Genomic DNA, 23,584 nt, shown 5'->3' on the forward strand with positions numbered 1-23,584 from the left:
AATCCGGCCGCCTTGTCCAGCCGCCTTGTGCCGCCTTGTCCAGCCGCCTTGTACGGAGCGGGCCATAACCTCTATCCTGAGTTTGTGCCGCTACTAAACAAACTCGGGTCGGCCACAACGGAGGGACCCGGCGGAGACCCCGCCCTCGCCCCCCTGTCCCGCCTCCGCACCGCCCTCACCGTCTTCTTCGCCCTCGACGGCTTCCTCTTCGCCGGCTGGGTCGTCCGCATCCCCGCCATCAAGGAGCAGACCGGATCGTCCGCGAGCGACCTCGGCCTCGCCCTGCTCGGGGTGTCGGCCGGGGCCGTCGTGACGATGACCCTCACCGGACGGCTCTGCCGCCGCTTCGGCAGTCATCCGGTCACGGTCGCCAGTGCCGTACTGCTCGCCCTGAGCATGGCGCTGCCGCCTCTGACGCACTCCGCCCTCGCGCTCGGTGCGGTGCTGCTCGTCTTCGGGGCCGCCTACGGCGGCATCAACGTCGCGATGAACAGCGCCGCCGTCGATCTGGTGGGTGCGATGCGACGACCCGTCATGCCGTCGTTCCACGCGGCCTTCAGCCTCGGCGGGATGCTCGGCGCCGGCCTCGGCGGTCTGGTCGCGGGCGGCCTGTCCCCCACCGTCCACCTGATGACGCTCACCGGCCTCGGTCTCGTGGTCACCGCCGCGGCCGGCCCCGTACTCCTGCGCCATCACGCGCCGACGGCTCGGGCCGACGCCGCACCGACGGCGCCGCGCCGCCTCGAGGGCCGCACCCGCAAACTCGTCCTGCTCTTCGGCGTGATCGCGCTGTGCACCGCGTACGGCGAGGGCGCCATGGCCGACTGGAGCGCGCTGCACCTGGAGCAGGACCTGCACGCCCATCCGGGACTCGCCGCCGCGGGGTACTCGCTGTTCGCGCTCACCATGACCGTCGGACGGCTCAGCGGCACGCTGCTGCTGGAACGGTTCGGCCAGACCCGCACGCTCGTCCTTGGCGGAGCGACTGCCGCCGCGGGCATGCTGATCGGCGCGCTCGCACCCTCCGTGTGGGCCGCGCTGGCCGGCTTCGCCGTCGCCGGTCTCGGCCTGGCGAACATCTTTCCCGTGGCGGTCGGCTGGGCCGGCGAGCTCGCCGGCCCCGGCGGTGTGGCCGCCGCCTCGACCCTCGGCTACGGCGGCATGCTGCTCGGCCCGCCGGCCATCGGTTTCCTCGCCGAATGGTTCTCCCTGCCCGTGGCCCTGACCACGGTGGCGGCCCTGGCGGCCGGCGCCGCGGTGATCGCGTACGGCGCCAGGGATGCGGCCGCCCCCAGGGCGGTTGAGCAGCCGTACTCGGGCGACGCCGCGCGAGCCGCCGCAGCATGGAATCACCACGAGTCCGGGGAGAGGCCCCGCGCGCACGACTGACCGCACTCGCACGACTGACGTTCGGCAACCGGCCCGCCCAGGTCCATCCGGGACTGGTCGTCGTCGCGGCGGTGCACATCGCGATCGACACGGCGTTCGTGCACCACGAGGACGCGTGGTTCGCCGGGGTGTGGCTCTTGCTGTCGGCCGCTCCCACGATCTTCGGCTTCATGGCCGTCGGCATGCTCCTCGGCGGCGCGTTCGCCGAGTCCGCGGCGTTCCTCCACCCGGCACGGGTCCTGTCGGTGCTCCTCCAGGCGCTCGCGCTCTGGCTCTTCACCCGCCTGCTGACCGGTCAGGGACGCGCCGCCCGCCCGCGCGGAGCCTGAGCGGCGGGCCGCGGGGCATCGGCGGGCTCAGGCGGGGCAGCCCGGCAGGCTCAGTGCGGCGGCCCGGCGAGCTCAGGCGCGGCAGCCCGGCGGGCTCGGGCAGGTCAGCGCCACGGCTCAGGCAGGTCAGGTGCCCCGCGGCTCAGGTGCGGCCGCCCGGCAGCATCCGTGACAGCACCGCACGCTGGACCGGCTTCACCACCGCGTGACGCGCGCGGCCTTCCTCGGTGAGCGCCACCCGCACACCACGCCGGTCCTCCGCGCACATGCCGCGGGTGACCAGCCCTTCCTTCTCCAGCCGGGCGATCAGACGGGAGAGCGCGCTCTGGCTGAGATGGACCCGGCCCGCGAGTTCCTGGATCCGGTACGAGCAGTCGCCCGGCTCTGCGTCCTGCGCCCGCATCTCCGCGAGCACGTCGAGCACCTCGAAGTCGCTGGCGCCGAGCCCGAACTCGTGCAGCTCCCGGTCGAGTTCGCACATGGTGCGGGCGTGGAGCGTGAGGACGTCCCGCCACTCCTCCGCGAGCTCCCGCTCGGACTTCACAGCAGCCATGACCGCACGTTAGCAGAAAAGCCGCACTTTGTTGCACTGGAATTAAATGCGCTTGCAGTCAATGCATGTGCATGTAATGTGCTGCGCATGACCTCTCCGCTCAACGTCCCCTCCACCCAGGACCGCTGGAGCCCGCGACTGTGGGGCACGCTCCTGGTGCTCTGCGCAGCGATGTTCCTCGACGCCCTCGACGTGTCCATGGTCGGTGTGGCCCTGCCCTCGATCGCCACCGACCTCGGTCTGTCCACCTCGACCCTGCAGTGGATCGTCAGCGGCTACATCCTGGGCTACGGCGGCCTTCTGCTGCTCGGCGGCCGCGCGGCCGACCTGCTGGGACGCCGCCGGGTGTTCCTCGTCGCTCTCGCCGTGTTCGCCCTCGCCTCCCTCCTCGGCGGGCTCGTCGACTCCGGGCCGCTGCTGATCGCCAGCCGGTTCGTCAAGGGCCTGAGCGCGGCCTTCACCGCACCCGCCGGCCTCTCGATCATCACCACGACCTTCAAGGAGGGCCCTCAGCGCAACCGCGCCCTCTCCATCTACACCACCTGCGCCGCCACCGGCTTCTCCATGGGCCTCGTGCTCTCCGGGCTGCTCACCGAGGTCAGCTGGCGTCTGACCATGCTGCTGCCCGCACCCATCGCGCTCATCGCCCTCGTGGCCGGCATCCGGCTGATCCCGCGCAGCAGCCGCGAGGACTCCGGCAAGGGCTACGACCTCCCCGGCGCCGTCACCGGCACCGCCTCCATGCTGCTGCTCGTCTTCACGGTGGTCCAGGCCCCCGAGGTCGGCTGGACGTCGGCGCAGACGCTGCTGTCCTTCGCCGCTGCCGCGATCGTGCTGTTCCTCTTCGTGGGCATCGAGCGACGCAGCTCCCACCCGCTCATCCGGCTGGGGGTACTGCGCTCCGGAAGCCAGATCCGGGCGAACCTGGGCGCCGCGTTCTTCTTCGGCTCGTACGTCGGTTTCCAGTTCCTCGTCACGCAGTACATGCAGTCGCTGCTCGGCTGGTCCGCGCTCGAGACCGCGCTCGCCTTCCTCCCGGCAGGCGCTCTGGTGGCCCTGTCCGCCACGAAGATCGGTTCCGTCGTCGACCGGTTCGGCACACCCCGGGTGATCGCCACCGGCTTCGCCCTGCTGGTCGTCGCGTACGCGCTGTTCCTGCGGATCGATCTCGACCCGACGTACGCCGCGGTGATCCTTCCGTCGATGCTGCTGCTGGGCGCGGCGTGCGCCCTGGTCTTCCCCTCGCTCAACATCCAGGCCACCAGCGGCGTCGACGACAACGAGCAGGGCATGGTCTCCGGCCTGCTGAACACCTCGATCCAGGTCGGCGGAGCCGTCTTCCTCGCCGTCGTCACCGCGGTGATCACCGCGGGCGGCGAGACGGGCGGCTCACCGCAGGAGGTGCTCGACAGTTTCCGGCCCGGCCTGGTGGTGGTCACCGTGGTCGCGGCGGCAGGGCTGCTCATCACCCTGACGGGTCTGCGCACGGGCCGCCGGCGCGAGAGCGTCGTGGTCGCGAAGTCCGTGCCGGACCGGGAGTCCGAGCGCGTGACCGTCGGCGACTGACCTCACGGGGGCCGCGGCCGGCGGGCGTCTTGCCCGCCGGCCGCGGCCTTGTGACACTGCGTCCATGGGGCGACGCACACAGGACGACCGGGACGCCGTGACGGTCGAGATCGGCTACGCGCTGATCAGCGCGGCAGTGGCGGGAGCACTGGTCTTCGGGGCGGTGGCCGGGCCGAAGCTGATGTTCGCCATGCCGTACGCGCTCGAGCGCGGACTCCTGGTCGCGGGCGTCGCGACGGGCACGGTCGTCTTCGTCCTGCGGGTGGTGGCCGTGCTGTGGCGGTTCGGGCGCGGGGCGGCTCAGCCCAGCCAGCCGGGCCGCACCAGGCCCGACTCGTAAGCCAGTACGACCAGTTGGGCCCGGTCACGGGCACCGAGCTTGACCATCGTGCGGCTCACGTGCGTCTTGGCGGTGAGCGGACTGACGACCAGCCGCCGGGCGATCTCGTCGTTCGACAGCCCGATGCCGACCAGGGCCATCACCTCCCGCTCGCGTTCCGTGAGCTCCCCGAGGCCCTCCGCCTCGGCGGGTCCCTTGGAGCGGGCCGCGAACTCGGCGATCAGACGGCGGGTCACGCCCGGCGACAGCAACGCGTCGCCCTCCACGACGGCCCGCACCGCGCGCAGCAGTTCGTCCGGCTCGGTGTCCTTCACGAGGAAACCCGACGCACCGGAGCGGATGGCCTCGAAGACGTACTCGTCGAGCTCGAACGTGGTGAGCATGACCACCTTCACGCCGGCCAGCCGTTCGTCCCCGGTGATGCGCCGGGTGGCGGCCAGACCGTCGAGCAGTGGCATCCGGATGTCCATCAGTACGACGTCGGGGCGCAGTTCGCCCACCACACGCACAGCCTCCTCGCCGTCGGACGCCTCGCCCGCCACCTCGATGTCCTGCTGGGCCGCGAGCAGGGCCCGGAATCCGGCCCTGACCAGCATCTGGTCGTCGGCGAGCACTACACGGATCACATCGTCTCCCTGGGCTGCACGGGCAGTTCGGCACGGACCCGGAAACCGCCGTCCGGCCGCGGACCCGCCTCGATGGTGCCACCCAGCGCACCGGCACGCTCCCGCATACCGACGAGTCCGTTGCCGCTGCCGCCGGCGTCCGAACCGGTCGCGGGCCCTTCGTCGTCGACCTGGAGGGCGAGCCGGCCCGGCGAGTGCACGATCCGTACGCGGGCGGTGCGCGAGCCGGAATGCCGTACGACGTTGGTCAGCGCCTCCTGGACGATCCGGAAGGCGGCCAGGTCGGTGCCGGGTGCGAGTGCCGCCGGCTCGCCCGCGGTCTCCACGTCGACAGTGAGGCCGGTGCTCGCGGCCTGCTCCACCAGCTCCGGGAGCCGCGCCAGCCCGGGCGCGGGGGCGCGGGGCGCGTCGCCGGGGGTGCGCAGGGTGTCGAGGACCTGGCGCACCTCGCCGAGGGCCTCCTTGCTCGCTGCCTTGATCGTGGTCAGGGCCGTGCGGGCCTGCTCGGGGTCCGAGTCGAGCAGCGCGAGGCCGACGCCCGCCTGGACGTTGATGACCGAGATCGAGTGCGCGAGGACGTCGTGGAGCTCGCGGGCGATCCGCAGCCGTTCCTCGTCCGCACGCCGCTTCTCGGCGGCGGCCCGTTCGGCACGTTCCCTCGCCCAGACCTCGCGCCTCACCCGCACCACCTCGGACACGGCCACGATCGCGGCCACCCACGCGGTGATGAACACCTCCTGGCCCCAGGGCGCGGCCCGGTCACCGGCCGGCGGCAGATACGCGTAGAGCCAGTGCGAGACCAGCAGATGGCCCGCCCACAGCAGCCCGACGGCCCACCAGACGGCATGCCGGTGACCCGCGACGATCGCGGCGAAGACGGCGACGGCGACGGTCAGGAAGATCGGCCCGTACGGGTAGCCCGCGGCGAAGTACACGAGCGCGGTGGCGCAGACGCCGAACACGGCGGCGACGGGACGCCTCTTGCGCAGCAGGAGCAGCGCGGGGCCCGCGAGCAGCAGGACGCGGGCGAGGACGTCGAGGGGCTCGCGGGTGTCCTGCTGGCCCTCGGCTGCGAAGCCCGTACCGACCATGACGAACACGGCGAGGGCCAGGGTCGAGATCCACGGGATACGCGGACTGTCCTGCCGGTCCGCGAGTGCCCGCATCCACGGCGGGCCGCCGGGGGACCACGGCGGCCCCGACGGCCCTCTCCGGTCACGGGGCGGCCGGTCCCGTGACCACGGTGGCCCGCTCCGTGACCGGGGCGGACCGTCGCCGTTGCCGGTGTGCTGCTGTTCCATGCGGCCACGCTAGACCGGCGCGGTGCGCGCGGGCGTCAGCCGTGCGTGGCGATCACGCGTACTTCCTGGGGAGTACGGGACGGGTGGCGGCGGGCTCCGGGAACCGGGCGCGGACGGCGGCCGACGGATCGTGACTCTCAGCGGGCAGGCGGCGCAGCGGGCGCGGGGGCCACCGTGCGACACGGCCCGCGAGCCGCATGGTGACGGGCAGCGGGACGGCCCTGATCAGGCGGTGTCGACCAGGATCGTCAGGCCGGCGGCGGAGTTCATGCCGCGTGTCGATCGAAGAGGCCGCCACGACGAGCGCGTCCACGAACCGGTGGGCCCGGTGGCTCTCCGGCCGCTGCGGGAACGGCAGGTGGGGCTGCTGATGCCGGTGCCCGCCGCCTGGAAGCGGCGCGGGTACCCGGCAGGCAGCAGCGCGGCCCCCGGTACCGCAGCGGGCCGGGCGGCGCACCGCCCGGCCGCCCGGCCGGGAACGTCAGGGCGCCGTCTGCGACGCCCGCTTGTCCAGTACGTCCAGCGCGCGGCGCGCAAGCGGATGCGTGCGCACCAGGCCGGCCAGGGTCGAAGAACCGCGGGTGATGTCCGCGAAGGCCGTCCACGCCGGACGGAACCCGGTCAGCAGGGCGTGCAGCAGCCCGGGCCGCCGCTGGAAGACGTTGAGCATCCGCTGCCCGACGGCCATCTCGACCCCGAGCCCGGACTTGACGGCGAACGCGTAGTTCAGCGCCTGCCTGCGCGCGTCCACGGCGTCGTGTGCCTCGGCGATGCGCACCGCCCACTCCCCCGCGAGCCGGCCGGAGCGCAGCGCGAAGGAGATGCCTTCCCTGGTCCACGGTTCGAGCAGCCCGGCGGCGTCGCCGCACACCAGCACCCGGCCCCGTGACAGCGGCGAGTCGTCGCTGCGGCAGCGCGTGAGGTGGCCGGAGGAGATCGCGGGCTCGAAACCGGCGAGGCCCAGCCGGGCGATGAAGTCCTCCAGATACCGCTTGGTCGCGGCGCCTTCGCCACGGGCCGAGATCACGCCGACCGTGAGGGTCTGCCCCTTCGGGAAGACCCAGCCGTAACTGCCGGGCATCGGCCCCCAGTCGATGAGCACCCGGCCCGCCCAGTCCTCCGCCACCGTCTCCGGCACCGGGATCTCGGCCTCCAGCCCGAGATCGACCTGGTCGAGCTTCACGCCGACATGGGCGCCTATCCGGCCGGCGCTGCCGTCGGCGCCGACGACGGCGCGCGTCAGGACCGTCTCCCCGTCGGACAGCACCACGGCGACCGTGCGCCGGTCCGGCACGGCCGGCCCGTGCTGTTCGACCCGGGACACGGCCACGCCGGTGCGCAGCACCGCCCCGGCCTTCTGCGCGTGCTCGACGAGCCCCGCGTCGAACTCCGGGCGGTTGATGAGCCCGAAGAGCATCCGCCTGGAGCGGCGGGTGCGGGCCAGCCTGCCGTTGAGGGAGAAGGTGACGGCGTGCACCCTGTCGCGCAGCGGGAGTTCGAAGCCCGGTGGCAGGCTGTCGCGGGACGGGCCGATGATTCCCCCGCCGCATGTCTTGTAGCGCGGTAGCTCGGCCTTCTCCAGCAGCAGCACCCTGCGGCCCGTCACCGCGGCCGCGTAGGCCGCCGACGCTCCCGCGGGGCCCGCCCCGACCACGACGACGTCCCACTCGGGGTCGCCAAGCTCATGTGCCGCCTCTGCTCCGGTGGCATCGTTCTCGCTGCTCACGATGTACTTCTGCTCCCGATCCGACCTGTGGCTCAAGCTCTCGACGGCATCCTACGGCGCGGCCGGCCACCACCCACTGTGGGAGGATCGACCACACATTCGCCGTACACATATCGCACAACGTCGTGCCCATGAGGAGCGTGCCCATGACCGCCGTACCGATCGCCGAGACCGTCGCGTCGCTGATGCCGCGCGCCAAGGCGGAGCTCGCCGAGCTTGTGGCGTTCCAGTCGGTGGCGGACCCCGCGCAGTTCCCCAGGAGCGAGTGCGAGGCGGCGGCCGCCTGGGTGGCGGGGGCGCTCGGCGCGGAGGGCTTCACGGACGTGGCCGTCCTCGACACTCCCGACGGCACCCAGTCCGTCTACGGTTTCCTGCCCGGACCGGTCGGCGCCCCGACCGTGCTGCTGTACGCGCACTACGACGTGCAGCCGCCCCTGGACGAGACGGCCTGGGTGTCGCCGCCGTTCGAGCTGACCGAGCGCGACGGACGCTGGTACGGACGCGGGGCCGCCGACTGCAAGGGCGGCTTCATCATGCACCTGCTCGCGCTGCGCGCCCTCAAGGCGAACGGCGGGGTGCCGGTGAACATCAAGGTGATCGTGGAGGGTTCGGAGGAGCAGGGCACCGGCGGCCTCGAGCAGTACGCGGAGGCCCACCCCGAGCTGCTGACCGCGGACGCCGTCGTCATCGGCGACACGGGCAACTTCCGTGTGGGTCTGCCGACGGTCACTGCCACCCTGCGCGGGATGACCCTGGTGCGGGTGCGGATCGACGCCCTCGAGGGGAACCTGCACTCCGGGCAGTTCGGCGGGGCGGCCCCGGACGCGCTGGCCGCGCTCATCCGCGTACTGGACTCGCTGCGCGCCGAGGACGGCTCGACGACCGTGGACGGCCTCGAGGCGGACGCGTCGTGGGACGGCATCGCGTACCCGGAGGAGGACTTCCGGCGCGACGCCAAGGTGCTCGACGGTGTCGGACTGATCGGCGACGGCACGGTCGCGGACCGTATCTGGGCCCGTCCTGCCGTCACCGTGCTCGGTATCGACTGCCCGCCCGTGGTCGGTGCCACGCCGTCCGTGCAGGCGTCCGCCCGGGCGCTGATCAGCCTGCGGGTCCCGCCGGGCCAGGACGCGGCGGCGGCGACGAAGCTGCTGGGCGCGCACCTGGAGGCGCACACGCCCTGGGGCGCCCGGGTGGCGGTGGAGCAGATCGGTCAGGGGCAGGCGTTCCAGGCGGATGTGGCGAGCCCGGCGTACACGTCGATGGCCGACGCGATGCGTGTGGCGTACCCGGGTGAGGAGATGCAGGCCGCCGGCATGGGCGGCTCGATCCCGCTGTGCAGCACGCTCGCCGCGCTGTACCCGGACGCCGAGATCCTGCTGATCGGTCTGAGCGAGCCGGAGGCCCGGATCCACGCCGTCAACGAGAGCGTGTCGCCGCAGGAGCTGGAGCGGATGTCCGTGGCCGAGGCGCTGTTCCTCGTCAACTACGCGGCTTCCAACCAGGGCTGAGAACCGGCGCGTCTGCCGAGAGCAGAGATCCGTGCGGCGGGCCTGCGTGTCTGCGTAGGTTCGCCGTATGGATCTCGTCCGGGTGACGCCCGAGTTGCACATGTTCCGCTTCCCGATCGGCCAGGCGTACGTGTGGCGGGACGGTGACGATCTCACCCTCGTGGACGCCGGGCACGCGGGCGCCGCGCCGCTGATCGAGCAGGGGCTGAGGGACGCGGGAGCGGACCCGTCCCGTATCCGCCGGATCGTGCTGACCCACTGCCACCGTGACCATGTGGGTGCCGCCGGGGAGTTGGCGGAGCGGTACGGAGCCGAGGTGCTGGCGCACCGCCTGGACGCGCCGGTCGTCCGTGGCGAGAAGCCGGTCCCCGAGCCCGTGCTGCTGGACTGGGAGATCCCGTTGTACGAGCACGGGCTGACCGTGCCGCCCGCGCCGCCCACCCCCGTGGACCGTGAGCTGGAGGACGGCGACGTCCTGGACTTCGGGGGTGGTGCGCTGGTGGTCCACTCGCCCGGCCACACCGACGGGTCGATCGGTCTTCATCTGCCCGACCACGGCGTGCTGTTCACAGGCGACTGCGTGGCCGGTGTCGGAGAGGTGATGCTGGGGGTGTTCAACGTCGACCGGCCGGCCGCCCGGGCGTCGATGCGACGGCTCGCCTCGCTCGCTCCGTCCACGGTCTGCTTCGGACACGGCGACCCGCTCACCGAGGACGCCGCCGCGGTGCTGGCCGCCGCGGCGGACGTCAGGGAACCGGGATCCCCGCTTCCAGGTTGAGGACCGTTCCGCGCTCGCGGGCCCGCAGGGCCCAGCGCAGCCGCTCGTAGCGGGCGGGCGGGAGCAGCGCGGCCGCCTCGTCCTCCGCGGCGAACCTCCAGCCGCGCAGTTCGGAGTCGGGCAGCAGGACGCGTCCCGCCTCGCCGCCGGGAAGCCGCCCGCCGTCGAACAGCAGGCGCAGCCCGCCGAAGCCGGGCGGCTTCGGCGGTTCCCAGTCGACGACCAGGAGGCGGGGCACGTCGGGCAGTTCGATGCCGAGTTCCTCCACGACCTCCCGCATTCCCCCGCGGGCAGGCGCCTCACCGCTTTCCACGACTCCGCCGGGGAACTCCCAGCCCGGCTTGTAGGTCGGGTCGACGAGGAGCACCCTGTCGTGTTCGTCGAAGATCAGCACACCGGCGGCCAGGGTCTCGGCGGTCGGCTCGGGCGTCTGGACGATGTCGGCGGCGGGGGCGGCGCCCGTGCGCACGGCGTCCGCGACGGCGAGAGCGGCCGAGCGGGTGTCGAGGCGGCTGTTGTCGATCACGTGCGCGTCGCGGACGAGCCAGTCACGGGCGGCCTGGTAGCGCTCGATGTTCCCGAAGGCCCACTGCCGGGTCCGCTCGCTCTCCTCCGGGTCGTCCGGGAGTGCTTCACGGGCGTGTATTCGTTCGCGCAAAATCGTTTCATCAGGTGCCAGAAGCACATGCCGGACCGCTATTCGGCGGGCGGCGAGACCGCCGAAGATCTCGTCGCGGTACTCCTGGCGCAACAGGGTCATCGGCGCCACCAGTACGCCGCCGAGCTCGGCGAGCAACGCGGCGGCGGTGTCCACGACGAGCCGTCGCCAGATCGGCAGGTCCTGGTAGTCGCCGACCTCCGCCAGCCGCTTGGCCGGCAGCAGATGACGCATGCCCGCGCCGATCAGTTCCGGGTCGAACAGTGTGCTGTTCGGGATCAGGTCGATCAGTTCGCGTGCGGTACTGCTCTTGCCCGCTCCGAACGCACCGTTGATCCAGACGATCACGGGTCCCCCTCTTCCGTAGCCCACAGTGGATTGCCCGCAACACCCTGCCACGCAAACCAGGTACCGGAACGGGTTGACCGATCAGCCGCCCCAACTGTGGCCGGGCCGTGACACCGGCGGGTGATCGTCGTTGGAGCGGAAGAGACGAGGGAGTGCGTCATGCGCCGCACGGTGTTGGAGAAGTTTCCCGCGGGCGATCCGAGGGGCAGTCGGCAGGCTGAGGAGTACGCCCGCCACCGCAGGAACGAGGGAGTGGCGGCGGAGGTCGTGATGGACCTGGAGTCGGACGCGTTCCTGGTCGTGGTCCCCCAGCAGCAGAGTTCGGAGCGCGCCTGGTGAGCCGTCGGGCCGGCCGGTGTCACATCCGGAGCCCCGCGGGTGTCTACTTCCTTGACACGCCGCGAGGAAGGAATGTGACCAGTGGGCGCTTGGCCGGTGGAACGCTTCGAGGAACACCGCTCCCGGCTACGGGCGGTGGCCTATCGGATGCTCGGCTCGGCGAGCGAGGCCGACGACGCCGTCCAGGAGGCCTGGCTGCGTGTCGACCGGGCCGACACAAGCAGCATCGAGAACCCCGCCGGGTGGCTGACCACGGTGGTGGCCCGGGTGTGTCTGAACATGCTCCGGGCCCGCGAGGGACGGCGCGAGCAGCCGCTCGCCGAGGACCGGCGCGCTGAACCCCGCGCAGCCCCGGCGGGTCATGAGGAGCCCGGTGACCCCGAGCAGGAGGCGCTGCTGGCCGACTCGGTCGGCCTCGCGCTGCTGGTGGTGCTCGACACGCTCTCACCGGCCGAACGGCTCGCGTTCGTGCTCCACGACATGTTCGCCGTGCCCTTCGACGAGATCGGCCCGATGATCGAGCGTTCCCCCACGGCGGCCAGGCAGCTGGCCAGCCGCGCCCGGCGCCGGGTCAGGGGAACGGCCCCGGCACCGGACCCGGATCAGACGCGTCGCCGCCGAGTCGTCGAGGCATTCCTCGCCGCGGCACGCGGCGGGGACTTCGAGGCGCTCGTCGCGGTGCTCGATCCGGACGTGGTCTTCCGGGCCGACGCGGCCGTCGGCCCGGCTCCGGAACCCGTCGTACGCCGCGGTGCCCAGGCGGTGGCCAGGGGCGCGTCGGCTGCGGCGCAGCGGGCCCGCTTCACCGAGCCGGCCCTGCTGAACGGGGCGGTCGGACTCGTGATGGCCCCGCGGGGACAGTTGTTCCTCGTCATCGACTTCACGATCGTGGACGACCGGATCACCGGGATCGACATCATCGCGGACCCGGACCGCCTCGACCGGATCGACATCGCGGTGCTGGAACCGATGTGACGGGCGGTCGGCCGCCAGGACGGACGCCCGGCGGCTGACGTGTCACGGGGGCGCGGAGACCCACCGGACGGGCCCGAGCCCGACCGGGACAGGACGGGAGGGGACGGGACGGGAGGGGACGGGACGGGACGACGGACGGAAGGGCAGGCGACGGGAAGCGGTTCGGCACCGCGCCCGAGGGCCGTGCCGGCCGCGTTCATGCCGTACGCCCGCGGACTGCTCCGCGCCCCCGGGGGGCCCGCGGCGTACGGAGATGCTCGCCGAGGCCGACAGCAACGTCCCGGCGGGTCGGCACGCCGCACCGCATAGATCACCGAGGCCTTCTTCCGTCTGGCCTCCGACGCGGCGTTCAGCCGCGTCCCGCCGGCACCGGCCGGTCGCCGCGGGCCGGCGTCACCGCGGCCGCCGCGCCCACCAGGCCGGCGTCGGTGCCGGTCATGGCAGGCGCCACGGTCAGCCGCTTGACGAAGGAGAGCGTGGCGTAGTCACGCAGCGCGCGCCGCAACGGGGCGAAGAGGATCTCGCCCGCGCCGGCCACTCCCCCGCCGACCACGGCGATCTCGATCTCGACGAGAGTCGCCGTCGCGGCGATCCCCGCGGCGAGCGCCTGTGCCGCGCGCTCGTACGAGGCGGTGGCGACCGGATCGCCGGCGCGCGCGGCTGCAGCGACGGCAGCGGCGGTGGTGTCCCCGCCGGGGCCCGGCCGCCATCCGTTCTCCAGCGCCCTGCGGGCGATGTTCGGCCCGCTGGCGATGCGTTCGACGCAGCCTCGCCCGCCGCACGGGCACAGGTCGCCGTCCAGGTCCACGCTGATGTGGCCGATGTGGCCCGCGTTGCCCGTCGGCCCGGGGTACGGCTTGCCGCCGAGCACCAGTCCGCCGCCGACGCCGGTGGACACGACCATGCCCAGGGCGTTGTCGTAGCCGCGGGCGGCGCCCTGCCAGTGTTCGGCCGCCGTCATGGCGACGCCGTCGCCGACGAGGGTGATCGGCAGACCGCCCACGGACCGGGACACCCGGTCGACGAGCGGAAAGCCGCGCCAGCCCGGCACGTTGACCGGGCTGACCGTACCGGAGGAGGCGTCGACGGGGCCGGCGCTGCCGATGCCGAGCGCCGTGGCCCGCGGCCACAGGGGCGAGGATGTCAGCTCGGCGAGGACGCTCTCGACCGCGTGCATCACCGTCTCGCCGTCGTCCTGGGCCGGTGTCGGGCGCTGGGCGCGAAGGAGAATCGCGCCGTTGCCGTCCACCAGGGCTCCGGCGATCTTGGTGCCACCGATGTCGAGAGCGGCGACGAGGCTGTTATGCATCGGTACGGGATCCCCCGGGAGCTGTCGGACCTGCGGTTTCCATAACAGTCTCCATTCCCCTGACAACGTTGTCCAGGGCCTATGCTCGACGCCACACGCTACATATAAGAAGAACGCGACCGCCGAGACCCAGACAGGACAGCGCACTGTGGCCGATTCGACCCGTCCCCCGACACCTCCGGGCGGCCCTCGCGGCCCCGAGCCCCGCTACGGGACCCGGCCCACCATGAAGGATGTCGCCGCACGGGCGGGCGTCGGACTCAAGACGGTGTCGCGTGTGGTCAACGGCGAACCGGGGGTCACACCGGACACCGAACGGCGCGTGCAGGAGGCGATCGAGTCCCTCGGCTTCCGCCGCAACGACAGCGCCCGCGTGCTCCGCAAGGGCCGCACCGCCTCCATCGGCCTCGTACTGGAGGACCTCGCCGACCCGTTCTACGGTCCGCTGAGCCGCGCCGTCGAGGAGGTCGCCCGCGCCCACGGCGCGCTGCTCATCAACGGTTCGAGCGCCGAGGACCCGGAACGCGAGCAGGAGTTGGTGCTGGCCCTGTGCGCGCGCAGGGTGGACGGGCTGATCGTGATTCCGGCGGGGGACGACCACCGCTACCTGGAGCCCGAGATCAAGGCCGGCGTGGCCACCGTGTTCGTCGACCGGCCGGCCGGCCGGATCGACGCCGACGTGGTCCTCTCCGACAGCTTCGGCGGGGCACGGGCGGGAGTGGCCCATCTGATCGCGCACGGCCACCGCCGGATCGCGTTCATCGGCGACCAGCCGCGCATCCACACCGCGGTGGAGCGCCTGCGCGGCTACCGGGCCGCCATGGCTGACGCCGGGCTCGAGATCGACGACTCGTGGGTGGCACTGGGTTCGACCGCCCCCGAACGGGTGCGGGAGGCCGTGACGGCCGTGCTGGCGGGGCCGGAGCCGGTCACCGCCGTCTTCGCGGGCAACAACCGGGTGACGGTGACGGCGGTACGGGCCCTCGCGGGCCTCGAGCGGCCCGTCGCCCTCGTCGGGTTCGACGACATCGAGCTCGCGGACCTGCTCGGCATCACCGTCATAGCCCAGGACGCCGCGACGCTGGGGCGCACCGCGGCGGAGCGGCTGTTCCGCCGGCTCGACGGCGTGAACGACGAGCCGGCCCAGCTGGCACTGCGCACGGTGCTGATCCCGCGCGGCTCCGGCGAGATCCCGCCCTCCGCGTGAGCGGGAACCGGCTGCCGGAAGACCGAGCGCCGGGAAGGAGCCGACTGCCGGGGATCCGGCCGCCCGTGCGGCGGCCGAGGCCCCCTCAGCAGACCGGAAGACCGGGCACCGCCCGGTCGTTGTCGCCACCCTGGATGTAGACGTCGCTCACCCAGACGTTGCGGTTGCCGCTGTCGTCGTCCGTCTTCGCCCACCAGACGTTCGTCCACTGGCCGGAGGTCTCCCGGCGGCCCAGATTCGCCTGGCAGTAGAAATAGTTGGTGCCCGCGTTCAGGACGCCGACCCGGGCGCCGCCGTCGTCGTAGGAGTCGACGGTCTTCCAGACCTGGCAGTTGTACTTGCCGCCGCCGATGGGATGGCACGCGGGCGCGGGCTCCTCACCGCCGGTGCCGCCGCTGCTGCCGCCCGTCGTGCCGGCTCCCCCGTCGGTGCCGTCCGTACCGCCGGAAGTGCCGGTACCACCAGTGCCGGATCCGCCCGTGGAGGCGCCGGATCCGGACGTCGCGGAGTCACCGCCGGCGGCGGGCCGCTCGGAGGCCGGTGACGGCTTCTTCTCTCCGTCCTCGCCCTTGCCCTCGTCGTCGGGCCGGGTGCCGGGGTTCTGCTGCTGTTCGCCGGTGGGGCTCGTTCCCGGGGTGTCCCCGGAGGGGCTCGCCGCGGCCGACGGGGTACCGGACGCGCCGGCCGCGAGTTCCCCGGTCGTGCCGTCGCCCTTGTCGAGAAGTACGTACGTCACGCCGCCGCCGGCGAGCAGCACCGCGGCGACGGCGGCCGCGACCGCCGCCCGGCCCCCGCCCCGCCCGGCCGCCCGCGACCGCCCCTGCCCGGAACCTGCGGACGTCGGCGGGAGGCCGGTCCCGTCGCCGGGTCCCGCCATGTGGCCGGCCGCCCCCGGCACCGGTGCCCCATGCGCCGGCGTCCCGTGGCCGCCCGTCCCCACCGGCGCGCCCTGGGTGTTCCCCACCACTCCCTGCGCCATCGGGCCGAAGCCCTGCGGCTCGTACGGTGCCGCGTCGAGCACCGTCGGCACCCTGGTGGCGCGCTCCGGCGCCACAGCCGGCGCGGGGCCGTGCGGCACGGTGTGTCCGGCGGGGTCCTCCCCGCCCGCGACGGCGGACAGCATGCGCGCCGCCGTGTCGGCGTCGGGGCGCTGCGACGGGTCCTTGTGCATCAGCTGCCGCATCACCGGCCCGAGCGGCCCCGCCCGCCCGGACTCCGGCAGGGGCTCGGAGACGATCGCGGTGAGCGTCGACCAGGTGGACGTGCGGCGGAACGGTGAGGAGCCCTCGACGGCCGCGTACAGGGTGGCTCCGAGGGCCCATACGTCGGAGGCCGGACCGGGCTCGTTCCCCTGGGCGCGCTCGGGCGCCAGGTAGTCGAGCGAGCCGACGATCTCACCGCTGCGGGTCAGATGGGTGGTCGAGCCGTCACCGGGGTCGTCCATGGCGGCGATCCCGAAGTCGGTGAGCACGACACGTCCGGAGCGGTCGAGCAGGACGTTGCCCGGCTTGACGTCCCGGTGCAGCACTCCGGCACGGTGGGCGGCCGCGAGCGCCTCCATCACCCTGGCCCCGATGCCCGCGGCCTCGCGCGGGTCCATGACCCCTCGCGTGGCGAGGACATCGTCGAGCGAGGGCCCGTCGACGAGTTCCATCACGATGACGGGACGGCCGTCGTGCTCCGCGACGTCGTGGACGGCGATGACGCCTGCGTGGCGGACCCGCGCGGCGGCCCGGGCCTCGCGCTGCATCCGTACGGTGAGGTCGGCGAGTTCCGGTGCCGAGGAGTCGGTGTAGGTACGCAGCTCCTTGACGGCGACCTCGCGCCCGAGCACCTCGTCGTATGCCCGCCAGACGACTCCCATGCCGCCGCGGCCCAGTTGTTCCACCAGGCGATAGCGCCCGGCCAGTTGCTCGTTCTCCCCCGTTGACACCGCTGCCCCGCTCCTCGGATCCCTATGTGACGGATCACAAGACTAGAGGGACAGCGGCGCCCCGAAGACCAGCTGTCACCCGGCTGTTGCGGTCAGGTCGCCGCGCCTCGGGCGGGCGAAACCGTCGAGATCCGCGCGCGTGAGGCCGGTCAGCCGGGCGACCTCCGCGGTGTCGAGGGCACCGCAGTCGATGCCGCGCAGCAGGTAGGAACTGAGGGCCTTGGCGGTGGCGGGTTCGTCCATGACGTCGCCGCCCGCGTGGCCGGCGTAGGCGGCGAGGCGGGCCGCCGCCTGCTCGAAGCCCTCGCGGTAGAAGGCGAACACGGCGGCGTAGCGGGTGGGCAGATGGCCGGGGTGCATGTCCCAGCCCTGGTAGTACGCGCGGGCAAGGGCGCGGCGGGTGAGGCCGTAGTGGAGTCGCCAGGCGTCGTGGACCTGCTCACTCGGGCCGACGGGGAGCACGTTGGTCGAGCCGTCGCACACGCGTACGCCGGTGCCTGCCGCGGCGACCTGCATGACGGCCTTGGCGTGGTCCGCGGCGGGGTGGTCACTGGCCTGGTGGGCGGCGCTGACGCCGAGGCAGGCGCTGTAGTCGAAGGTGCCGTAGTGGAGGCCGGTGGCCCGTCCCTCCGCCGCGTCGATCATGCGGGCGACGGTGGCGGTGCCGTCGGCGCCGAGGATGGACTGGCTGGTCTCGATCTGGATCTCGAAACCGATACGGCCGGGCTCCAGGCCGCGGGCCTTCTCGAACTCCTCCAGCAGCCGCACCATCGCGGTGATCTGCTCGGGACAGGTGACCTTGGGGAGGGTGAGCACGAGCCCGCGGGGCAGGCCACCGGCCTCCATCAGGCCGGTGAGGAAGATGTCGAGGGTCCGGATGCCGCGGTCGCGTACGGCGGCTTCCATGCACTTCATCCGGATGCCCATCCAGGGCGCGGCGGTGCCCTGTTGGTACGCCTCGCTGACCAGTCGCGCGGCGCGGGCGGCATCGGCGTCCTCGTCGGCCCCGCTGTAGCCGTCCTCGAAGTCGATCCGCAGATCCTCCACGGGCTCGCGCTCGAGCTTGGCCCGCACGCGGGTGTGGACGGGCTCCGCGAGCTCGTCGGCGAGGCCGAGGACCCGGGCGAGGGAGGCGGCGTCGGGGGCGTGCTCGTCGAGGGACGCGAGTGCCCGGTCACCCCAGGAGCGGACGGTGTCCGCCGCGAACGCGTCGCCCGGTACGTAGACGGTGTGGACGGGCTGACGGGTGCCGGGGTCTCCCGGGTACCGGCGGGCGAGCTCGGCGTCCACCGGTGCGAGGGAGGCGCTGATGCCCTCGCTGACCGCGCCGGCGAGGCTCGTCGCCACCTTCTCCTGCTGACCCATGTCCCGCACCCTCCGTCAACTCCTCGACGCTGTTGCCTTCCGACCAGCGGAATCAACATTCTGTTGAATGAAATTAACGGTCCCGGCAGAGCCGCGTCAATGGTCCCCCGCAACGGGCCGGGGCCGCGCGGTGAAGATCACCGCGCGGCCCCGGGCCCGGAAGATGGTGCCGATCAGCCCTTGCGGGCCTTGACCTCTTCGGTGAGCTGCGGGACGACCTCGAAGAGGTCGCCGACGATGCCGTAGTCGACGAGGTCGAAGATCGGGGCCTCGGCGTCCTTGTTGACGGCGACGATGGTCTTCGAGGTCTGCATGCCCGCGCGGTGCTGGATCGCGCCGGAGATGCCGGAGGCGATGTACAGCTGCGGGGAGACCGACTTGCCGGTCTGGCCGACCTGGTTGGTGTGCGGGTACCAGCCCGCGTCGACCGCGGCGCGCGAGGCGCCGACGGCCGCACCGAGGGAGTCGGCGAGGGCCTCGATGATGGCGAAGTTCTCGGCGCCGTTGACGCCGCGGCCGCCGGAGACCACGATCGCGGCCTCGGTCAGCTCCGGACGGCCGGTCGACTCGCGCGGGGTGCGCGCGACGACCTTGGTGCCGCTCGCCTGCTCGGAGAAGGACACCGTCAGGGCCTCGACCGCACCGGCGGCCGGGGCGGCCTCCACGGCGGCACTGTTCGGCTTGACCGTGATGACCGGGGTGCCCTTGGTGATGCGGGACTTGGTGGTGAAGGAGGCGGCGAACGCGGACTGCGTCGCGACCGGGCCCTCGTCGCCGGCCTCGAGGTCGACGGCGTCGGTGATGATGCCGGAGCCGATACGGACCGCGAGACGGGCCGCGATCTCCTTGCCCTCGGCGGAGGACGGGACGAGCACGGCGGCCGGGGAGACGGCCTCGTACGCGGCCTGCAGCGCGTCCACCTTGGGGACGACGAGGTACTCGGCGAACTCGGGGGCGTCGGCCGTGAGGACCTTCACCGCGCCGTGCTCTGCGAGCGCGGCAGCGGTGTCGGACGCGCCGGAGCCGAGCGCGAGCGCGACCGGGTCGCCGATTCGGCGGGCCAGCGTCAGCAGCTCCAGGGTGGGCTTGCGGACGGCGCCGTCCACGTGGTCGACGTAGACGAGAACTTCAGCCATGGGACTTCTTCTCTCCTGCTTGCGAAGTACGAAGGGGGCGGTGGGTGGCCGAAGCCTTAGATGAACTTCTGGCTCGCGAGGAACTCCGCGAGCTGCTTGCCGCCCTCGCCCTCGTCCTTGACGATCGTGCCGGCGGTGCGGGCCGGACGCTCCGCGGCCGAGTCGACCTTGGTCCAGGCGCCCTCGAGGCCGACCTCTTCGGCGTCGATCTCGAGGTCCTCGAGGTCCAGGGACTCCACCGGCTTCTTCTTGGCGGCCATGATGCCCTTGAAGGACGGGTAACGCGCCTCGCCCGACTGGTCCGTCACGGACACGACGGCAGGCAGCGACGCCTCGAGCTGCTCGGACGCGGTGTCGCCGTCACGGCGGCCCTTGACGGTGCCGTCCTCGACGGAGACCTCGGAGAGCAGCGTGACCTGCGGGACGCCCAGACGCTCGGCCAGGATCGCCGGCAGCACACCCATGGTGCCGTCGGTGGAGGCCATACCGGCGATGACCAGGTCGTAGCCGGTCTTCTCGATCGCCTTGGCCAGCACCAGCGAGGTGCCCATGACGTCGGTGCCGTGCAGGTCGTCGTCCTCGACGTGAACGGCCTTGTCCGCGCCCATCGACAGCGCCTTGCGCAGCGCGTCCTTGGCGTCCTCGGGACCGACGGTCAGCACGGTGACCTCGGCATCGTCCGCCTCGTCCGCGATCTGAAGCGCCTGCTCGACCGCGTACTCATCCAGCTCCGACAGCAGGCCGTCGACGTCGTCGCGGTCGACGGTCAGGTCATCGGCGAAGTGCCGGTCGCCGGTGGCGTCGGGCACGTACTTCACACAGACAACGATCCTCAGGCTCACGCCGGCTCTCCTACTGCATCGTCTCTACTGGACTGCCTTGTGAACGCAGCATAGGCGTCCGATGGGGCGGATCCCGGTCGGGGCGGCCCGCGCTCCGAACGAAATATTACTCGTCAGTACACCGAGCATATGCCCGCTAAGCAAGCGCTTTGAACTGTGACCTTGACAACGGAATGAACCGCTGCACCGCGCCGTCAGTCCCGTAGCGCGGTGAAGCGTCCCTGGTGGTAGAGCAGTGGCCTGCCGCCGCCCGCCGGATCGCCGACCACCGCCTCCGCGATCACGATCCGATGGTCCCCCGCAGGTACCCGCGCAACGACACGGCACACCATCCAGGCGAGCACGCCGTCCAGCACCGGCACTCCCTCAGGTCCGGCACGCCAGTCGGTGGGCGGCGCGAACCTGTCGGCACCGCTGCGCGCGAAGGTGGCCGCCAGCTCCTGCTGGTGCTCGCCGAGTATGTGCACCCCGACGAACCCGGCCTCGGCGACCACCGGCCAGCTGGACGAGCCGGTCCCCACACCGAAGGAGACCAGCGGCGGATCCGCGGCGACGGAGGTGAGCGAGGTCGCGGTGAATCCGACCGGGCGCGGCCCGCCCGCGGTGATCACCGCGACGCCGGCGGCATGCTGCCGGAAGACGGAGCGCAGGAGGTCGGGAGAGGCGAGCTGAGCGGTGCCGAGATCGGGCGAGGCCGTCATCGAGGCTTCCTTCTGCGGGTGCGAACTGGGAGCGCTTGAAGCGCCCTAGGCGACTGCGGCTGGACGGGCAGCCTGACAGCGCGAGCTCGCGTTACGGGCGAGGTCGACATGAAGCCGCCCGTGGAGAAGGATTTCTGGAGGCACGGGGACCAGCCTGGCGATACTTGGCGTGCACAGTCAAGTGCGCACCGGCAGGTGCGATCAGGGTCACGGGTGTCCGATCGCCCGTCCGAGCGCGGCGATGACGTCGGCCTTGCGGGGTGCGCCGGCGGCTCTGGTGACGATCCGCCCGCCGGCGTCGAGGACCAGCACCGTCGGCGTACTCACGATGCCGAGTTCGCGGACGAGCGCGAGCCGCTCCTCGGCGTCGAGCTCGACATGGACGACGCCGTCGACCATCCCCGCGACGTCGGCGAGGGTGCGCCGGGTGGCCCGGCAGGGCTGGCAGAAGGCAGTGGAGAACTGCACCAGGGTGGCCCGCTCCCCGAGCTCCGCGCTCAGCTCCCGTTCGCCGAGCGGCCGTTCCGCTTCCTGTTCCCGCTGTTCCTGCCCGCGCACCCTCGCACCCTCCGTCGTCGCGCCGTGCGATTCACTTCCCCGAACTGCAGCGTTCACGGCGCGGCCGTGATTCCCGGTCGTGGCACCTGTCGCCGGGTTCCCGCCCATGACGTGACGAGAATCTCGCGCCCACGGAGCGCCAGGGCTGGTCAGCACGGCGCACATGGGGCACGATCGGCCCAAAGCCGAAAACCTACGGCTGCGTAACTTCCGCCGGGCGAACCCTCCCCGGGCACGACGAAAGGGTCCTCCCCCCATGGCAGAGCTCGTCTATCGGCCGGTCATCGGCGCCGCTCTCACGATGTTCAAGGCGCTCGACCTGAAGATCGACACTCAGGGGTCGGAGAACATTCCGCGTACCGGTGGGGCGGTGCTGGTCAGCAATCACATCAGCTATCTGGACTTCGTCTTCACGGGCCTCGGCGCGCTGCCGCAGAAGCGTCTGGTGCGCTTCATGGCGAAGGAGTCGGTGTTCCGGCACAAGATCTCCGGCCCGCTGATGCGGGGCATGAAGCACATCCCGGTGGACCGCGAGCAGGGCGAGGCCGCCTACACGCACGCCCTGGAGTCGCTGCGCTCGGGCGAGATCGTCGGCGTCTTCCCCGAGGCGACCATCTCGCAGTCGTTCACACTGAAGTCGTTCAAGTCGGGTGCCGCACGGCTCGCGCAGGAGGCGGGTGTGCCGCTGATCCCGATGGCTCTCTGGGGTACGCAGCGGGTGTGGACCAAGGGACGGCCGCGCAACTTCAAGCGCTCCCACATCCCGGTGACGATCCGCGTCGGCGAGCCCGTCGAGGCGCCCGCCGACCAGTACGCGGGTGCGATCACGCGGCGACTGCGCGAGCGCGTCCAGGAACTGCTCGAGGCGGCGCAGCGTGCGTACCCGGTGCGTCCGAAGGACGCGTCCGACACCTGGTGGGTGCCGGCGCATCTGGGCGGCACGGCGCCGACGCCGGCCGAGGTGCGCGAGGCTCGCTAGGTGTGTCGTCCCGGCGGGCTTTGCCCCGTCGCGGCACCAGTCCTGTGACCGCACTCGTCACCCGGGCGATGCGTCGGCGCCGCGACAGCAGCCGGCCGGCGGCGGTGGGTGGACGGATGCCGGGTCAGAACCACTACGGCAGCGCTCGGCGCGGATGAGCGCGTCGACCGAGTTACGGCCGAGGCGGGTGGACGGCGATCCGTACTCCCGGACTCGACTTCTCGAGCGCTTCGGCGAGTTCGGCGGCCGCGGCCTCGATCCCGCCGTTCACCGCCGGACCCATGCCCTCGAGCAGGAACAGCGCGTTCACCGTCTTCTCCGTCAGGCGGGTGCGCACGCCCTGGCGCCAGTTCCAGCGCCGGCAGGTGACGCCTTCGTCGTCGCACCAGACCACCTCGCCGGGCTCGGGACGCTCGACGCTCTCCTCACCGCCCGCCGTGGTGGTGAAGGGTTCCGCCCCGGTGGCCCGGACGAGCTTCATCCCGCCCCTGACGCGGTCGGCGTCCTCCCCGCCGACGGGGATCAGATGGGCGACGCTGATGGCGTTGTAGAGGTCGACCAGGGCATTGATCCGGGGCAGCCCGCCGTCGGCGAGCGCCCGCCTGGCGAGCGCCTCCGCGGAGTTGCGGGTGCGGGAGGGCTTGGCGCCGAACGCCGTGTACGCCTCGCGCCAGGCGCTCATGTGCGGGTCCTCGTGCGGCGCACGTCCGGCGAGGCGGGCCTCGAGACGGCGGGCGGCGTCGTCGAGGAGCGCCGAACTGTCATTGCTGCTCGGGCCGTTGACGAGTCCGTACGCCTCGACGGCGACATGGGTGAAGCCGGGTGCGAGGGCACGCACCTCGTCGGACACGGTGAGCTGAAGAGTCATTGCCTGCTTGCCTCGAACTGTTCAGAGTGCGGTCGGGAGCGTCTTCCACAGATACGCGCGGTCGGGAGCCTGCTGCAGAGCCCGCAGAACCGCAGGGTGCGGTCCATCATAGAGTACTGGATAGTCCAGCTCATTGGACTCGACGTCCGGCACCCAGGCCAGCCGCTCACCGTCGAGGGAGAACCGGGCGCCGACGCGACCTCGCGAACCAGCGGGTGATGATGATCGACAGCCTCATCGGCCGCCA

Annotated in this window: 23 protein-coding genes and 1 pseudogene; 10 read left to right on the forward strand and 14 right to left on the reverse strand. The window is 72.4% G+C overall.

Going from position 1 to position 23,584, the window contains the following annotated elements; all coding sequences use genetic code 11:
- Positions 1–84: 84 nt before the first annotated feature.
- A complete protein-coding gene (locus tag ACFYV1_RS25635; RefSeq protein ID WP_389397921.1) occupies positions 85–1,389 on the forward strand; it encodes an MFS transporter in 1,305 nt (434 codons plus the stop codon).
- On the forward strand, positions 1,344–1,718 hold the full coding sequence (locus ACFYV1_RS25640) for an SCO4225 family membrane protein (RefSeq protein ID WP_389397922.1): 375 nt from the start codon (positions 1,344–1,346) through the stop codon (positions 1,716–1,718). The genes ACFYV1_RS25635 and ACFYV1_RS25640 overlap by 46 nt, the downstream gene beginning before the upstream one ends.
- Positions 1,719–1,860: 142 nt before the next feature.
- Here the strand turns inward: ACFYV1_RS25640 and ACFYV1_RS25645 are convergent, their stop codons facing one another.
- A complete protein-coding gene (locus tag ACFYV1_RS25645) occupies positions 1,861–2,271 on the reverse strand; it encodes a MarR family winged helix-turn-helix transcriptional regulator (RefSeq protein WP_389397923.1) in 411 nt (136 codons plus the stop codon).
- Between the two features lie 87 nt (positions 2,272–2,358).
- On the opposite strand from ACFYV1_RS25645, the gene ACFYV1_RS25650 reads away from it, so the two are divergent.
- Positions 2,359–3,837 carry an MFS transporter gene (locus tag ACFYV1_RS25650; RefSeq protein ID WP_389397924.1) on the forward strand — a complete coding sequence of 493 codons (1,479 nt, stop codon included), beginning with the start codon at positions 2,359–2,361 and terminating at the stop codon, positions 3,835–3,837.
- A 64-nt stretch (positions 3,838–3,901) separates the two neighbouring features.
- The gene (locus ACFYV1_RS25655; protein ID WP_389397925.1) at positions 3,902–4,177 is read left to right on the forward strand and encodes a DUF6332 family protein; all 276 of its coding nucleotides are present in this window, start codon (positions 3,902–3,904) and stop codon (positions 4,175–4,177) included.
- Here ACFYV1_RS25655 and ACFYV1_RS25660 read toward each other — a convergent pair.
- The 3 genes from ACFYV1_RS25660 to ACFYV1_RS25670 all read right to left on the reverse strand — a co-directional run bounded on the left by ACFYV1_RS25660 (position 4,138) and on the right by ACFYV1_RS25670 (position 7,830).
- Positions 4,138–4,803, reverse strand: a complete 666-nt coding sequence (locus tag ACFYV1_RS25660) for a response regulator (protein WP_389397926.1) — start codon at positions 4,801–4,803, stop codon at positions 4,138–4,140. The two genes, ACFYV1_RS25655 and ACFYV1_RS25660, sit on opposite strands and share 40 nt — an antisense overlap.
- Positions 4,800–6,104 carry a sensor histidine kinase gene (locus ACFYV1_RS25665; protein ID WP_389397927.1) on the reverse strand — a complete coding sequence of 435 codons (1,305 nt, stop codon included), beginning with the start codon at positions 6,102–6,104 and terminating at the stop codon, positions 4,800–4,802. Before ACFYV1_RS25665 ends, ACFYV1_RS25660 begins: the two co-directional genes overlap by 4 nt.
- 481 nt (positions 6,105–6,585) lie before the next feature.
- Entirely contained in the window at positions 6,586–7,830 is a 1,245-nt protein-coding gene (locus ACFYV1_RS25670) for a geranylgeranyl reductase family protein (protein WP_389397928.1), read from the reverse strand.
- 146 nt (positions 7,831–7,976) lie between these two features.
- On the opposite strand from ACFYV1_RS25670, the gene ACFYV1_RS25675 reads away from it, so the two are divergent.
- Both ACFYV1_RS25675 and ACFYV1_RS25680 read left to right on the forward strand, forming a co-directional pair.
- A complete protein-coding gene (locus ACFYV1_RS25675) occupies positions 7,977–9,341 on the forward strand; it encodes a dipeptidase (RefSeq protein ID WP_389397929.1) in 1,365 nt (454 codons plus the stop codon).
- Between the two features lie 67 nt (positions 9,342–9,408).
- A complete protein-coding gene (locus ACFYV1_RS25680) occupies positions 9,409–10,119 on the forward strand; it encodes an MBL fold metallo-hydrolase (protein WP_389397930.1) in 711 nt (236 codons plus the stop codon).
- On the opposite strand, the gene ACFYV1_RS25685 is transcribed toward ACFYV1_RS25680, so the two are convergent.
- Positions 10,088–11,125, reverse strand: coding sequence for an NUDIX domain-containing protein (locus ACFYV1_RS25685; RefSeq protein ID WP_389397931.1), 1,038 nt, complete (start codon positions 11,123–11,125; stop codon positions 10,088–10,090). The genes ACFYV1_RS25680 and ACFYV1_RS25685 overlap by 32 nt on opposite strands.
- A 159-nt stretch (positions 11,126–11,284) precedes the next feature.
- Here ACFYV1_RS25685 and ACFYV1_RS25690 point away from each other — a divergent pair, with 159 nt between their 5' ends.
- Together ACFYV1_RS25690 and ACFYV1_RS25695 are read left to right on the forward strand one after the other, a co-directional pair.
- Positions 11,285–11,464 carry a hypothetical protein gene (locus ACFYV1_RS25690; RefSeq protein ID WP_389397932.1) on the forward strand — a complete coding sequence of 60 codons (180 nt, stop codon included), beginning with the start codon at positions 11,285–11,287 and terminating at the stop codon, positions 11,462–11,464.
- Positions 11,465–11,545: 81 nt separating this feature from the next.
- Positions 11,546–12,439 (forward strand): sigma-70 family RNA polymerase sigma factor, encoded by an 894-nt coding sequence (locus tag ACFYV1_RS25695; protein ID WP_389397933.1) that lies wholly within the window; start codon positions 11,546–11,548, stop codon positions 12,437–12,439.
- 349 nt (positions 12,440–12,788) lie between these two features.
- Here ACFYV1_RS25695 and ACFYV1_RS25700 read toward each other — a convergent pair whose 3' ends face one another.
- Positions 12,789–13,748, reverse strand: coding sequence for an ROK family protein (locus ACFYV1_RS25700; protein ID WP_389397934.1), 960 nt, complete (start codon positions 13,746–13,748; stop codon positions 12,789–12,791).
- Between the two features lie 226 nt (positions 13,749–13,974).
- Here ACFYV1_RS25700 and ACFYV1_RS25705 point away from each other — a divergent pair, with 226 nt between their 5' ends.
- Entirely contained in the window at positions 13,975–14,955 is a 981-nt protein-coding gene (locus ACFYV1_RS25705; protein ID WP_389397935.1) for a LacI family DNA-binding transcriptional regulator, read from the forward strand.
- 85 nt (positions 14,956–15,040) lie between these two features.
- Here the strand turns inward: ACFYV1_RS25705 and ACFYV1_RS25710 are convergent, their stop codons facing one another.
- From ACFYV1_RS25710 to ACFYV1_RS25735, 6 genes are all read right to left on the reverse strand, one after another.
- Complete coding sequence (locus tag ACFYV1_RS25710; protein WP_389397936.1) at positions 15,041–16,888, reverse strand: protein kinase; 1,848 nt, start codon at positions 16,886–16,888, stop codon at positions 15,041–15,043.
- Between the two features lie 75 nt (positions 16,889–16,963).
- Positions 16,964–18,253, reverse strand: coding sequence for a DUF6986 family protein (locus tag ACFYV1_RS25715; RefSeq protein ID WP_389397937.1), 1,290 nt, complete (start codon positions 18,251–18,253; stop codon positions 16,964–16,966).
- A gap of 173 nt (positions 18,254–18,426) precedes the next feature.
- Positions 18,427–19,389: an electron transfer flavoprotein subunit alpha/FixB family protein gene (locus ACFYV1_RS25720; RefSeq protein WP_389397938.1), complete on the reverse strand. Its 963-nt coding sequence runs from the start codon at positions 19,387–19,389 to the stop codon at positions 18,427–18,429.
- 56 nt (positions 19,390–19,445) lie between these two features.
- Positions 19,446–20,231: an electron transfer flavoprotein subunit beta/FixA family protein gene (locus tag ACFYV1_RS25725; protein WP_389397939.1), complete on the reverse strand. Its 786-nt coding sequence runs from the start codon at positions 20,229–20,231 to the stop codon at positions 19,446–19,448.
- A 194-nt stretch (positions 20,232–20,425) separates the two neighbouring features.
- A complete protein-coding gene (locus tag ACFYV1_RS25730; protein WP_389397940.1) occupies positions 20,426–20,932 on the reverse strand; it encodes a flavin reductase family protein in 507 nt (168 codons plus the stop codon).
- Between the two features lie 207 nt (positions 20,933–21,139).
- Positions 21,140–21,490 (reverse strand): TlpA family protein disulfide reductase, encoded by a 351-nt coding sequence (locus ACFYV1_RS25735; protein ID WP_389397941.1) that lies wholly within the window; start codon positions 21,488–21,490, stop codon positions 21,140–21,142.
- A 256-nt stretch (positions 21,491–21,746) separates the two neighbouring features.
- Here ACFYV1_RS25735 and ACFYV1_RS25740 point away from each other — a divergent pair, with 256 nt between their 5' ends.
- The gene (locus tag ACFYV1_RS25740; RefSeq protein WP_389397942.1) at positions 21,747–22,469 is read left to right on the forward strand and encodes a lysophospholipid acyltransferase family protein; all 723 of its coding nucleotides are present in this window, start codon (positions 21,747–21,749) and stop codon (positions 22,467–22,469) included.
- A 172-nt stretch (positions 22,470–22,641) separates the two neighbouring features.
- Here the strand turns inward: ACFYV1_RS25740 and ACFYV1_RS25745 are convergent, their stop codons facing one another.
- Together ACFYV1_RS25745 and ACFYV1_RS25750 are read right to left on the reverse strand one after the other, a co-directional pair.
- A complete protein-coding gene (locus tag ACFYV1_RS25745) occupies positions 22,642–23,337 on the reverse strand; it encodes a B3/4 domain-containing protein (RefSeq protein WP_389397943.1) in 696 nt (231 codons plus the stop codon).
- A gap of 21 nt (positions 23,338–23,358) precedes the next feature.
- Positions 23,359–23,532 (reverse strand): annotated as a pseudogene (locus ACFYV1_RS25750) (transglutaminase); the annotation flags it as partial.
- Positions 23,533–23,584 lie beyond the last annotated feature (52 nt).

This window comes from Streptomyces sp. NPDC003023 (assembly GCF_042888225.1).
Lineage (GTDB): Bacteria > Actinomycetota > Actinomycetes > Streptomycetales > Streptomycetaceae > Streptomyces.

Excerpts from the sequence above, each read along its gene's own strand:
- ACFYV1_RS25650 (WP_389397924.1), top strand. The coding sequence starts at position 2,359 with ATGACCTCTCCGCTCAACGTCCCCTCCACCCAGGACCGCTGGAGCCCG.
- ACFYV1_RS25640 (WP_389397922.1), top strand. The coding sequence starts at position 1,344 with ATGGAATCACCACGAGTCCGGGGAGAGGCCCCGCGCGCACGACTGACC.
- ACFYV1_RS25745 (WP_389397943.1), bottom strand. The coding sequence starts at position 23,337 with ATGACTCTTCAGCTCACCGTGTCCGACGAGGTGCGTGCCCTCGCACCC.
- ACFYV1_RS25715 (WP_389397937.1), bottom strand. The coding sequence starts at position 18,253 with ATGGGTCAGCAGGAGAAGGTGGCGACGAGCCTCGCCGGCGCGGTCAGC.
- ACFYV1_RS25730 (WP_389397940.1), bottom strand. The coding sequence starts at position 20,932 with ATGACGGCCTCGCCCGATCTCGGCACCGCTCAGCTCGCCTCTCCCGAC.
- ACFYV1_RS25655 (WP_389397925.1), top strand. The coding sequence starts at position 3,902 with ATGGGGCGACGCACACAGGACGACCGGGACGCCGTGACGGTCGAGATC.
- ACFYV1_RS25690 (WP_389397932.1), top strand. The coding sequence starts at position 11,285 with ATGCGCCGCACGGTGTTGGAGAAGTTTCCCGCGGGCGATCCGAGGGGC.
- ACFYV1_RS25675 (WP_389397929.1), top strand. The coding sequence starts at position 7,977 with ATGACCGCCGTACCGATCGCCGAGACCGTCGCGTCGCTGATGCCGCGC.
- ACFYV1_RS25645 (WP_389397923.1), bottom strand. The coding sequence starts at position 2,271 with ATGGCTGCTGTGAAGTCCGAGCGGGAGCTCGCGGAGGAGTGGCGGGAC.
- ACFYV1_RS25700 (WP_389397934.1), bottom strand. The coding sequence starts at position 13,748 with ATGCATAACAGCCTCGTCGCCGCTCTCGACATCGGTGGCACCAAGATC.
- ACFYV1_RS25705 (WP_389397935.1), top strand. The coding sequence starts at position 13,975 with ATGAAGGATGTCGCCGCACGGGCGGGCGTCGGACTCAAGACGGTGTCG.
- ACFYV1_RS25720 (WP_389397938.1), bottom strand. The coding sequence starts at position 19,389 with ATGGCTGAAGTTCTCGTCTACGTCGACCACGTGGACGGCGCCGTCCGC.
- ACFYV1_RS25740 (WP_389397942.1), top strand. The coding sequence starts at position 21,747 with ATGGCAGAGCTCGTCTATCGGCCGGTCATCGGCGCCGCTCTCACGATG.
- ACFYV1_RS25665 (WP_389397927.1), bottom strand. The coding sequence starts at position 6,104 with ATGGAACAGCAGCACACCGGCAACGGCGACGGTCCGCCCCGGTCACGG.
- ACFYV1_RS25680 (WP_389397930.1), top strand. The coding sequence starts at position 9,409 with ATGGATCTCGTCCGGGTGACGCCCGAGTTGCACATGTTCCGCTTCCCG.